Here is an 11,761-nt window from a genome sequence, read left to right as displayed (position 1 = left end):
GTGTATAAGAGACAGCTGCTCGTACGCGCTCCTGCCGCGTCAGATCTTCAGCGTCTTGATCGAGGTCGGCGCATGCCCGGGCTCGGTCGCGATCTCCTCGAACTCCACGACGTTGCCGATGTCGTTGGTCGTCGACATGGAGATGTTGGTGACCCGCTCAAGGATCGCCTCGACGACGACCGGGACCCGGTGCTCCGCGGCGAGCTTCTTGGCCTGCTCGAAGGCGGCGCCCAGCTCGGCGGGGTCGGTGACGCGGATCGCCTTGCAGCCGAGGCCCTCGGCGACCCTGACGTGGTCGACGCCGTAGACGCCGAGCTCCGGGGCGTTGATGTTCTCAAACTCCAGGTTGACCTGGAAGTCGATGTCGAACGCCCGCTGCGCCTGACGGATCAGGCCCAGATAGGAGTTGTTGACGAGGACATGGACGTAGGGGATCTTGTGCTGCGCGCCGACGGCCAGTTCCTCCAGCATGAACTGGAAGTCGTAGTCGCCGGAGAGCGCCACGACGGACGCCTCCGGGTCGGCCTTGGCGACGCCGAGCGCGGCCGGGACGGTCCAGCCGAGCGGGCCGGCCTGGCCGCAGTTGATCCAGTGGCGGGGCCGGTAGACGTGCAGCATCTGCGCACCGGCGATCTGCGAGAGGCCGATGGTGGAGACGTAGCGGGTCTCCGGGCCGAAAGCCTTGTTCATCTCCTCGTAGACGCGCTGCGGCTTGATCGGGATGTCGTCGAAGTGCGTACGGCGCTGGAGCGTCGCCTTCCTCTCCTGGGCGGAGGCGGCCCACTCGGTGCGGTCGGGCAGCCTGCCCGCCGCCTTCAACTCCTTCGCCACCTCGACGAACAGCTCCAGCGCGGCCTTGGCGTCGGAGGCGATGCCGTAGTCCGGGGCGAAGATCTTGCCGATCTGGGTGGGCTCGATGTCGACGTGGACGAATTTGCGGCCGGCCGTGTAGACGTCGAGCTTGCCGGTGTGGCGGTTGGCCCAGCGGTTGCCGATGCCGAGGACGAAGTCGGACTCCAGGAAGGTCGCGTTGCCGTAGCGGTGCGAGGTCTGGAGGCCGACCATGCCGGCGTTCAGCTCGTGGTCGTCGGGGAGGACGCCCCAGCCCATGAGGGTGGGGACCACCGGGGTGCCGGTCAACTCGGCGAATTCGACGAGCAGTTCCGCGGCGTCGGCGTTGATGATCCCGCCGCCGGCGACGATCAGCGGCCGCTCCGACTCGTTGAGGAGCGTGATCGCCTTCTCGATCTGGGCGCGGGTCGCGGCCGGCTTGTAGACCGGGAGCGGCTCGTACGTCTCCGGGTCGAACTCGATCTCCGTGAGCTGGACGTCGATCGGCAGGTCGATGAGGACCGGCCCGGGCCGGGCGGAGCGCATCAGGTGGAAGGCCTGCTGGAAGACGCCGGGGACCTGCGCGGCCTCCAGGACGGTCACGGCCATCTTCGTGACCGGCTTGGCGATCGAGGCGATGTCGACGGCCTGGAAGTCCTCCTTGTGGATCACGGCGGTCGGGGCCTGGCCGGTGACGCACAGGATCGGGATGGAGTCGCCGGTCGCGGAGTACAGGCCCGTGATCATGTCGGTGCCGGCCGGGCCGGAGGTGCCGATGCAGACACCGATGTTGCCCGGGTGGGTGCGGGTGTAGCCCTCGGCCATGTGCGAGGCGCCCTCGACGTGCCGGGCGAGGGTGTGGGCGATGCCGCCGGAGGCCTTGAGGGCCGCGTAGAAGGGGTTGATCGCCGCGCCCGGGACACCGAACGCGTCGGTCACGCCCTCGCGCTTGAGGATCTCAACTGCCGCGCGGGCAGCGGTCATTCGAGCCATCGAGTACTCCTGCTTCGGCTGTCGGATTCGCACTCCCGTCGCGCCCCGCGGTGAGCTCTTCCGTATTGTGGAAAACTTTTTCTACGATCTGGAATTAATGTAAGTGGGGCTGCCGAAGGCCGTCAAGGAGCACGATGGATCCGCTGTCCCGACGCGACGCGGTTCTGGAGAGACATGGCCGAGACCGTCCCGGTGCGCTGCCCGGCCTGCCGGCGCGAGCACCGCTACACGGCTCCGGTGTACCCCTGTGCGTGCGGGGCGCCGGTCGCCCCGCCCCTGGACCACCGCCGTCCGGCGACGCCCGTCTCGCATCGCGTCTGGCAGGAGGACTGGGTGACGGTACGCTGCGCGTCCTGCGGCCGGAGCGGGGAGTGGCCGCGCCCGGAACTGGGGTGCGCGTGCGGGACGGTGCTGCGGGTGCCGGTGGCGGAGGGGCGGGGAGCGACGGACCGGGACGGCGCGACGGACCGGGACGCCGCCGCCTCCCGGCAGTCCACGCCGGACGCACGGGACGCGGCGGCCGCCACCGCCATCACAGGCGCCGCTGCCGCTGATGCTGATGCTGCCGCCAGGCCTCCCTTCCGGTCCGTCACCATCCGCACCGCGCGCGACGCCGTCACGGCCACCGCGCTGTATCTGCGCTGGCTCGGCTACCGGGACGTACGCCGGGCGGACCAGCGTCCCCCGTCCGGCATCGGCCTCGCCGCCCGCGGCGTCCTCGCGCAGGTCGACCCGGCGGTGCGCCCCGCGACACTGCGGGACGTGGAGTGCCTGTGGCTGACGGCCATGACGGAGTCCGTGGACTGCCTCTACTTCTCCCTCGCCGGGTACGCGGACGACGCCCGGGCCCGCGCCGACGCCCTGGCCATCCCCCTGTTCGTCCTCGACCTCACGGGCACACCGCGCCCGGTGAACGCCCCGGCCGAGGCCCTGTCCACCGCCGGCACCGGAAAATCGGCCCCCTGAGCGCATCACCGCGCCCCATACTCACGGCATGCCCACCCGCATCCGCCCGGCGACATCCGCCGAACTCCCCGCCCTCCAGGACATCGAACGCGCAGCCGGTACCCCCTTCCGCGACCTCGGCATGCCGGAGATCGCCGACGACGAGCCGCCGGGGCTCGACGTACTGGAGCGCTACCGCCGGGCCGGCCGCTGCTGGGTCGCGGTGGACGAGCGGGACCACCCGGTCGCGTACCTCCTGGCCGAACCCGTGGACGGCGCGCTGCACATCGAGCAGGTCTCGGTCCACCCGCGTGCCGCGCGCCGGGGCGTGGGCCGAGACCTCCTGGCCCACGCCGCCGACCGGGCCCGCGAGGAGGGCCTGACCGCCCTGACGCTGACCACCTTCACGGACGTCCCGTGGAACGCCCCCTACTACGCCCGCCTCGGCTTCCACACCCTGACCGAGCCCGACCTCACCCCCGGCCTGCGCGCGATCCGCACGACGGAGACCGAACACGGCCTGGACCGCTGGCCACGGGTATGTATGCGCGCACCGCTGTGAGCTACCCCTGCCCGTCCGAGAACCTCTCCCGCAGCTCCACCTTGCGTACCTTCCCGGACACCGTCATCGGGAAGGAGTCGAGGATCTGAAGCCTGCTCGGGATCTTGTAGTGGGCCAACCGGCCCTCGCAGAAGGACCGTACGTCGTGCAGGGTCGGCGGGGCGGCCGGGTCGCGGGCGATGATGCAGGCCAGGACCTCCTCGCCGTAGTGGTCGTGCGGGATGCCCACGACCTGGACGTCCTGGATGCCCGGGTGACCGTAGAGGAACTCCTCGATCTCGCGGGGGTAGATGTTCTCCCCGCCCCGGATGATCATGTCCTTGATGCGGCCGACGATCTCGACATAGCCGTCCTCGCGCATCACGGCGAGGTCGCCGGTGTGCATCCAGCGGCCGGCGTCGATGGCCTCGGCGGTCTTCTCCGGCTCGTTCCAGTAGCCGAGCATCACGCTGTAGCCGCGGGTGCACAACTCGCCCGCCGCTCCCCGAGGTTGTGTCACGCCCGTCGCGGGATCGACGACCTTGACCTCGATGTGCGGCAGGACCCGGCCCACGGTGCCCGTGCGGTGCTCCAGGTCGTCGTCCCGCCGGGTCTGGAGGGACACCGGGGAGGTCTCGGTCATGCCGTAGCAGATGGAGACCTCCGCCATGTGCATCTCGGCGACCACCCGCTTCATCACCTCGACCGGGCAGGGCGAGCCCGCCATGATGCCGGTGCGCAGGGAGGAGAGGTCGTACGCCGCGAAGCCGGGGAGGTTCAGCTCCGCGATGAACATGGTCGGGACGCCGTAGAGCGAGGTGCAGCGCTCCTGCTGGACCGCGTCAAGGGTGGCCTTCGGGTCGAAGGACGGGGCGGGGATGACGATGCAGGCGCCGTGCGAGGTGGCGGCCAGATTGCCCATCACCATGCCGAAGCAGTGGTAGAAGGGGACGGGGACGCACACCCGGTCCTGCTCGCTGTAGGCGATCGACTCGCCCACGAAGTAACCGTTGTTGAGGATGTTGTGGTGCGAGAGGGTCGCGCCCTTGGGGAAGCCCGTCGTACCCGACGTGTACTGGATGTTGATCGGGTCGTCGCAGGACAGCTCCGGGTACCGGGACCGGGCGTCCGGGGTGGCCCGCCCCAGCAGCGCCTCCCAGCTCGGGTCGCCGACGTACACGACCTCGCGCAACTCGGCGCACCTGTCCCGTACCTGCTCGACCATCGCCCGGTAGTCGCTCGCCTTGTGGCTGACGGAGGCGAACAGCAGGGACACACCGGCCTGGTTGAGGACGTACTCGACCTCGTGGGTGCGGTAGGCCGGGTTGATGTTCACCATGATCGCGCCGATGCGGGCGGTGGCGTACTGGACGAGCACCCACTCGGGGCAGTTCACCGCCCAGATGCCCACCCGGTCGCCCTTGGCGACACCGGAGGCATGCAGCGCGGACGCCAACTCGTCGACGGCGGAGCCGAACTGCGCGTACGTCCAGCGCCTCCCGGACGGGACGTCGACCAGCGCCTCGCGCTCCGGCCAGGCGGCCACCGCCCGGTCCAGGTTGGCCCCGATCGTGTCGCCGAGCAGGGCCGTCCCGCCGGTTCCATGGCTGTACGAAGTCACCGGAAGTCCTCCTCGCGGTACTCGGCGTCCGACCCGGCCGCCGTGGCCTCGCGCAGCTCGATGCGGCGGATCTTGCCGGAGACGGTCTTGGGCAGGGCGCCGAACTCCAGACGGCGGATGCGCTTGTAGGGGGCCAGGGCCTCCCTGGAGTGCTCGAACAGCACCTTCGCGGTGTCGGGGCCGGGCTCCCAGCCCTCGGCCAGGACGACATACGCCTTCGGCACGGCGAGGCGCAGCTCGTCCGGCGCGGGTACGACCGCCGCCTCCGCCACCGCCTCGTGCTCCAGCAGCGCGCTCTCCAGCTCGAAGGGCGAGATCTTGTAGTCGCTGGCCTTGAAGACGTCGTCCGCGCGGCCGACGTAGGTGATGTAGCCGTCCTCGTCGCGCGCGCCGATGTCGCCGGTGCGGTAGTAGCCGCCGGCCATCGACTCCGCCGTCCGGTCCGCGTCGCCGTGGTAGCCGGTCATCAGGCCGACGGGGCGGCCCGACAGGTCGAGGGCGATCTCCCCCTCGCTCGCGCCCGGCGCGCCCGAGACGGGGTCCAGCAGTTCGACGCGGTATCCGGGGCTCGGCCGGCCCATCGAGCCGGTCTTGAGGGGCTGGCCGGGGCTGTTGGCGACCTGTACGGCCGTCTCGGTCTGGCCGAAGCCGTCCCGGATGGTGACGCCCCAGGACCGGCGGACCTGCTCGATGACCTCCGGGTTGAGCGGCTCACCGGCGGCGACGACCTCGCGCGGCCGGGTGCGCAGCTGGGTCAGGTCGGCCTGGATGAGCATGCGCCACACGGTCGGCGGGGCGCAGAAGGTGGTGACGCCGGCCCGGTCCATCTCCGCCATGAGACGGGCCGCGTCGAAGCGCGTGTAGTTGTACAGGAAGACGGTCGCCTCGGCGTTCCAGGGGGCGAAGAGGTTGGACCAGGCGTGCTTGGCCCAGCCCGGGGAGGAGATGTTCAGATGCACGTCGCCGGGCTTGAGGCCGATCCAGTACATCGTCGACAGGTGCCCGATCGGGTACGAGGTGTGGGTGTGCTCGACGAGTTTGGGCCGGGCGGTGGTGCCCGAGGTGAAGTAGAGCATCAGCGGGTCGTCGGCCCGGGTCGGGGCATCGGGGGCGAAGTCGGCCGGGGCGCCGTACGCGTCGTCCAGCGGCAGCCAGCCCTCGGGGGCCGTACCTGCCGCGATGCGCGTGTAGCTGCCGGGGACCTCGACGAACTTCCCGGTGTCCTCGGAGCGCGCGATGACATGCCGGACCCGGCCGCGGTCGACACGGTCGCGCAGGTCGGCCGGGCCGAGCAGCGGGGTGGCCGGGATGACGACCGCGCGCAGCTTCATCGCCGCGAGCGCGATGATCCACAGTTCGGCCTGGTTGCCGAGCATGACGAGGATCCGGTCCTCGGCGCGCACGCCCCGGGCGCGCAGCCAGTTGGCGAACTGGGCCGAGCGCACGGACATCTCCCCGAAGGACAGCCGGGTCTCGCGGCCGTCCTCCTCGACGATGTGCAGGGCGGTGCGGGCGTTGCCGTCCGCGATCTCGTCGAACCAGTCGAGCGCCCAGTTGAAGCACTCGGGACGGGGCCAGCGGAAGCCGTCGTAGGCCGTGGCGTAGTCCTCGCGGTGTTCCAGCAGGAAGTCCCGCGCCTCGCGGAACATCTCCGTCGCCGATGTCATCTGTCCTCCTGAGTACCGGACCATTGCCGGGCGGCTCCCAACCATCGTGTAATCCGTGATGCGAGTCTCACTACCCCCGAACGGGGGGTGCGCCCGCACAGGAGCCGTAGTGAAGGGGCGAACAGGTGACAGCAGACGCGTCCGACGCCGTCGAGATACGCAACGCGCTGCTGCGTCTGCGGCGCGCCACCGGCCTCCCGGTCGCCTTCGGCGGCCTGCTGGAGGCCGGGCGGCAGATGCGCATCAGCGAGCTGAGCGGCACGGCGACGGACGCCCTGCGTTCCCTCGCGGTGACGTCCGGGAACGGGCTGGGCGGCAAGACGGTGGTCCTCGCCCGGCCGTGCGTGGTGACGGACTACTCGGTGTCGCGGCAGATCAGCCACGAGTACGACGCCCCGGTGGCCGTGGAGGGGCTGCGCTCGGTGCTGGCCGTGCCCGTGGTCGTACGGCACGGGGTGCGCGGGGTGCTGTACGGGGCGCTGCGGACGGCCCTGCCGCTGGGCGGGCGCATGCTGGAAGCAGCGGTCGAGGCGGCGCGGGACGTGGAGCGGGCCCTGGTCGTACGGGACGAGGCACGGACCCTCGCCGCCGGGGGCGGGGCGGGCGCGGGCTGGGAGCAGGTGCGGGAGGCGCACGCGGCGCTGCGGGCGCTGGCCCCGAAGATCGCGGACCCGGAGCTGCGGGACGAGCTGCTGGAGGCGTGTGCGCTGCTGACGGCCGGATCCGCCTCGCCGGCCCGGGTCCGGCCGGCGCCTCGGGAGGTGGATGTGCTGGCGTGTGTCGCCGCGGGGGCCACGAACGCGGTCGCCGCCGAGCGGCTGGGCGTGACGCCCGAGACCGTCAAGGGGTATCTGCGGTCGGCCATGCGGAAGCTGCGGGCTCGGACCCGGGGCGAGGCCGTGGTCGCCGCGCGTCGGGCGGGATGGTTGCCGTAGGTTTGTGATGTTTTCGGATATGCAGGTTCGTTCGATATACCGAAAGCTTCCCGACGGGGCGCCTACGGCGTCCGCCGCCGCATTCGGGGGCCCAATGAATTCGCCCGGCGGCGTAGGTTGTTATTTCCCTCACCACGCCGTCCGTCCGAAATTCAAAGGGCGGTTGCCTAATATTGGCCAGGACACGACACAGGGAGGGGAGCCGTGACCGTGCGACGGGACTTCCAGGAGCCTCCCAGGTGCCGCCCCGACCTGGTCATCGGCAGGGAGGATCTGTTCACGTCGGCGCGTGAACAGCTGGGCCGAGGCGGAAGTGTGCTGCTCCACGGCCCCGCGGGAATAGGAAAGTCGACGATCCTGCGGGCGCTGGCCGCGGATTACGGCGGCTCGGCGCGGACCGTGTTGCGCTGCTCGGCCACCGAGTCCGAATCCCACCTGCCGTTCCTGGCGCTGGCCGACCTGTTCGGCCTGGTCCTGGACGAGGTCTCGGAACAGCTGCCCTCCGCCCAGCGCACCGCCCTGGAGTCGGCGCTCACCGGCCGCGGCGAGTCCACCCTCCAGCGTGACGGGCTCGCGCTGCGCCTCGCCGTGCTGTCGGCGCTGCGCGCCCTCGCCGCCGAGGGGCCGGTTCTCGTCGTCGCCGACGACCTGCAGTGGCTGGATGCCGCCAGTGCCGAACTGCTCGGCTTCGCCGCCCGCCGGCTGGGCGACACGCCCGTGCAGATGCTGTGCGCGGTGCGGACCGAGGGCCAGGAGTACGACCGTCATCTACGCGCGTCCCCGCCCGACACGCTCGCCGTCCGGCTGGGCCCGCTGACCCGTACGCAGGTCTCGGCGCTGCTCGACCACCGCGGCTACACCCCCTTGTCCCGCTCCACGATCCGCGACATCCACCGCACCAGCGGCGGCAACCCGCTCTTCGCGCTGGAACTGGGCCGCGCCCTGGCCGAGAGCCCCACCCGGCCCCGGCCCGGCGAGCCGCTGCCCGTGCCCACCTCGCTGCGGGCCCTGGTGCTGAGCCGGCTGGAGATGCTGTCGGACGAGGCGCGCCGCACCCTCCTGGTGGCCAGTGCCGGTGCCCGCCCCACGCTGGCCCTGCTGCACGCGGCCGGCCGGGAGCAGGCCGAGGCCGAGACGGCCCAGGCGGCGGCGCTCGGGCTGCTGGCGACCGACGCGGAGGGGCCCGCCGTACGGTTCGCGCATCCGCTGATCTCGGCCGCGCTGTACGCGGAGGCCCCGGCGCAGGAGCGGCGGGCCGTGCACGCCGCGCTGTCCACGGCGGCCTCCGACCCGATCGAGCGAGCCCGGCACCTGGCCCTGGCGACGACCGGCACCGACCCGGAGGTGGCGGCCCGGCTCGCCGAGGCCGGAGCGCTGGCCCTGGACCGCGGGGCGCCGTCCGTGGCGGCCTCGCTCGGGCTGCTCGCGGCCCGGCACACCCCGGCGGACAGCACCCCGGGCCCGGACGAACGGCGTCTGCAGGCCGCGGAGGACGCGATCACCGCCGGCGAGGCCGATCTCGCCCGGGACATCGCCCGCGACGTACTGACGCGTGCCACCGTGCCCGCCGAGCGGGTGCGGGCCTGGATGGTGGTCATCGAGGCGGCCGGGCAGGCGCTCGGCGAGGTCGACGCGGTCTTCCCGCAGGTGCTGGCCGACGCGGGCGACGACCCGGGGCTGCTCGCCCTGGTCCACTACCAGCTGGCCTGGCGCGGTCTGGTCGTGGAGGGCGACTTCGCCGAGGCCCGGCAGGAGGCGGAGCACGCGGCGGAGCTGGCCGCCCGGGGCGGGGACCGGCGCACCGAGCTGATGGCGCTGTCCTTCCAGGCCTCCACCGAGACCCTGATGGGCCATCCGGGCGCGCCCGCGACCGTCAAACGGGCGCTGCGGGAACCCCAGGACCCGTATGTGGCCTGCCATCACAACGGCGCCGGCTCGGCCCGGTTCCGCTGGCTGATCATGAGCGACCGGCTGCCGGAGGCGCGGGCGGTGATCACCGCTCTGCTGCGCGAGGTGCGGCGGCGCGGCATGGTCGAGAGCGAGGTGCACTTCCTGCGTTTCCTCGCCGACACGGAACTGCGCACCGGGCACTGCGGCCGGGCGCTCGACCTGGCCCGCGAGAGTCTGCGGCTGGCCCGGGACGCCGGGATCGGCGAGGGTGCCTCGGCGATGCTCGCCTCCCTCGCGGAGGCCTCCGCCGGGGACGTGGACCGGGCGCTGGCGCTCGCGCGCGAGGCGGCCGACCACGCCGAGGTCGACGGCGACCAGATGTATCTGTCCCGGGCTCTGGCGGCCCTGGGCTACGCCCAGTTGGTGGCCGGGGACCCTGGGGCCGCGGTCCGTTCGCTGCGCCGGGTGCGGGAGCTGGAGCACGGCCTCGGCATCAACGACCCGGCGCGCGGCCGCTGGCACGGCGATCTCGCCGAGGCCCTGGTCCGCATCGGTGAACCGGGCGAGGCGCAGGACGTCATCGACACGACCCGGGCGCACGCGCTGCGGCTGGGCCGGGAGAGCGTGCTGGCCGTGCTGGACCGGGCCGAGGCGCTGGTGCGGGCGGCTCGCGGCGAACACGAGGCCGCCCTCGTGCGGTTGGCGTCCGTGCGGGACCGGCTCGGGAGGCTGGGCTACGGCCTGGAGGAGGCGCGGGCCGCGTTCGCGCTGGCCCGGCTGCGTGCCCAGGTCGCCGCCCTGCCCCGCACCGGCGGCACTCCCCTGCCGGGGCCGGCGTCGTACGACGAGGCCGCCCGGCTGTTCCGGCGCTGCCGGGCGCTGCCCTGGCTGCGGCAGGTCGACGCGGCCGTCGCGGCGGGTTCCACGCCGGTGGAGCCGGCCTCCGTCGCGCCGCCCGTCGCGCTCGACGCGCTGGAGGGCCTCGCCTCGATGGAGCGTCAGGTCGCCTCGCTGGTGATGGAGGGTGCGACCAACCGGGAGATCGCGGCCCGTCTGTTCATCAGTGTCAAGACCGTCGAGGCGACGCTGACCCGGGTCTACCGGAAGCTGGGGATCCGTTCGCGGGTGGACATCGTCCGCCTCGCCGCCGGCCGCCGTACGACCTGACCCTCACCCGGTTTCGCGGGGCGCGACCGAGGGTTTTCCCTTCCCAACTCCCTTAGGGGGTTCCCTCATTGGGAGCCCCCTGTGCCGGGCTCTAGCTTGGGGGCGTGCCGCTCGCCGGGCACACGGAGATCCGAACAACGGCGTCAGGGTCCCCGTGCATCACGACCACCCGCGCGACCCCCCACCGGCAACTCCCCAAGGAGACCCATGTTCGGGTTCAACCGTGCCAAGAAGGCCGCCGCCGTCGCCGCGGTGACCGCTGCCGCCGCCGCGACCGCGCTGTTCACCGCTCCCTCCGCCGTCGCCGCCCCCCAGCCGATCGTCGGCGGCAGCACGACCACGACGACCGCGTACCCGTTCGTCATGCAGATCACGGACGCCTCGCAGAACCAGTTCTGCGGCGGCACGCTGGTCTCGCCCACCAAGGTCGTCACCGCCGCGCACTGCATGGTCGGTGAGACCACCAGCAGCGTGCGGGTGGTCGGTGGCCGCACCTACCTCAACGGCACCAACGGCACCGTCAGCAGAGTCAGCAAGATATGGATCCACCCGAGCTACACCGACGCCACCAACGGCGACGACGTGGCCGTGCTGACGCTGTCGACGTCGATGCCGTACACCACGGCGAAGTACGTCACCTCGTCCCAGACCTCGGTGTACGCGGCCGGCGCCACCGCGCGCATCCTCGGCTGGGGCACCACCTCCGCGGGCGGCAGCTCCTCCAACCAGCTGCGCACCGCGACGGTTCCGACCGTGTCCGACTCCAGCTGCGGCAGCTCCTACGGCTCCGACTTCGTGCAGAGCGACATGGTGTGCGCCGGATACACCTCCGGCGGCGTGGACACCTGCCAGGGCGACAGCGGCGGTCCCCTGCTCATCGGGGGCGTCCTGGCAGGCATCACTTCCTGGGGCGAAGGCTGCGCCCAGGCCGGTTACCCGGGTGTGTACACCCGGCTGACCACCTTCTCCAACCTGGTCACGACGCAGGTCAACTCGTAACCAGAACCAGCTCCTGAGTACCCCTCAGGTGAAAGACCAGGGGGCGTTGGGGGGGGGCCGCCCCCCCCCCGGCCCCCGGGGCCGGGGGGCCCCTTCGCACCCCCCTCGGGCCCCCCACCCCGGGGGGTACGGGCCCTTCAGAGAAGACCTGCCGCTTGCTGTTTGTCGTGGT

At 72.1% G+C, this 11,761-nt stretch carries 8 protein-coding genes; 5 read left to right on the top strand and 3 right to left on the bottom strand.

Annotated elements, in window-relative coordinates; all coding sequences use genetic code 11:
- Positions 1-39 precede the first annotated feature (39 nt).
- Positions 40-1,824 (bottom strand): glyoxylate carboligase, encoded by a 1,785-nt coding sequence (gene gcl / locus ACFT4A_RS41970; protein WP_382841843.1) that lies wholly within the window; start codon positions 1,822-1,824, stop codon positions 40-42.
- A 174-nt stretch (positions 1,825-1,998) separates the two neighbouring features.
- On the opposite strand from gcl, the gene ACFT4A_RS41965 reads away from it, so the two are divergent.
- Together ACFT4A_RS41965 and ACFT4A_RS41960 are read left to right on the top strand one after the other, a co-directional pair.
- The gene (locus ACFT4A_RS41965) at positions 1,999-2,790 is read left to right on the top strand and encodes a hypothetical protein (protein ID WP_382841840.1); all 792 of its coding nucleotides are present in this window, start codon (positions 1,999-2,001) and stop codon (positions 2,788-2,790) included.
- A gap of 28 nt (positions 2,791-2,818) precedes the next feature.
- The gene (locus tag ACFT4A_RS41960) at positions 2,819-3,331 is read left to right on the top strand and encodes a GNAT family N-acetyltransferase (RefSeq protein WP_382841837.1); all 513 of its coding nucleotides are present in this window, start codon (positions 2,819-2,821) and stop codon (positions 3,329-3,331) included.
- A 1-nt stretch (position 3,332) separates the two neighbouring features.
- On the opposite strand, the gene ACFT4A_RS41955 is transcribed toward ACFT4A_RS41960, so the two are convergent.
- Both ACFT4A_RS41955 and ACFT4A_RS41950 read right to left on the bottom strand, forming a co-directional pair.
- Entirely contained in the window at positions 3,333-4,931 is a 1,599-nt protein-coding gene (locus ACFT4A_RS41955; RefSeq protein ID WP_382841834.1) for an AMP-binding protein, read from the bottom strand.
- Positions 4,928-6,598 carry an AMP-binding protein gene (locus tag ACFT4A_RS41950; RefSeq protein ID WP_382841832.1) on the bottom strand — a complete coding sequence of 557 codons (1,671 nt, stop codon included), beginning with the start codon at positions 6,596-6,598 and terminating at the stop codon, positions 4,928-4,930. Before ACFT4A_RS41950 ends, ACFT4A_RS41955 begins: the two co-directional genes overlap by 4 nt.
- Positions 6,599-6,723: 125 nt before the next feature.
- On the opposite strand from ACFT4A_RS41950, the gene ACFT4A_RS41945 reads away from it, so the two are divergent.
- From ACFT4A_RS41945 to ACFT4A_RS41935, 3 genes are all read left to right on the top strand, one after another.
- Entirely contained in the window at positions 6,724-7,533 is an 810-nt protein-coding gene (locus tag ACFT4A_RS41945) for a response regulator transcription factor (RefSeq protein ID WP_382841829.1), read from the top strand.
- A gap of 204 nt (positions 7,534-7,737) precedes the next feature.
- On the top strand, positions 7,738-10,590 hold the full coding sequence (locus ACFT4A_RS41940) for an AAA family ATPase (protein ID WP_382841826.1): 2,853 nt from the start codon (positions 7,738-7,740) through the stop codon (positions 10,588-10,590).
- A gap of 207 nt (positions 10,591-10,797) precedes the next feature.
- On the top strand, positions 10,798-11,589 hold the full coding sequence (locus ACFT4A_RS41935; RefSeq protein ID WP_382841824.1) for a S1 family peptidase: 792 nt from the start codon (positions 10,798-10,800) through the stop codon (positions 11,587-11,589).
- The last annotated feature ends 172 nt before the right edge of the window (positions 11,590-11,761 follow it).

The sequence above is a fragment of the Streptomyces sp. NPDC057099 genome (assembly GCF_042671245.1).
GTDB lineage: Bacteria > Actinomycetota > Actinomycetes > Streptomycetales > Streptomycetaceae > Streptomyces > Streptomyces purpurascens.
This window is presented reverse-complemented; position numbering and strand designations above follow the sequence as displayed.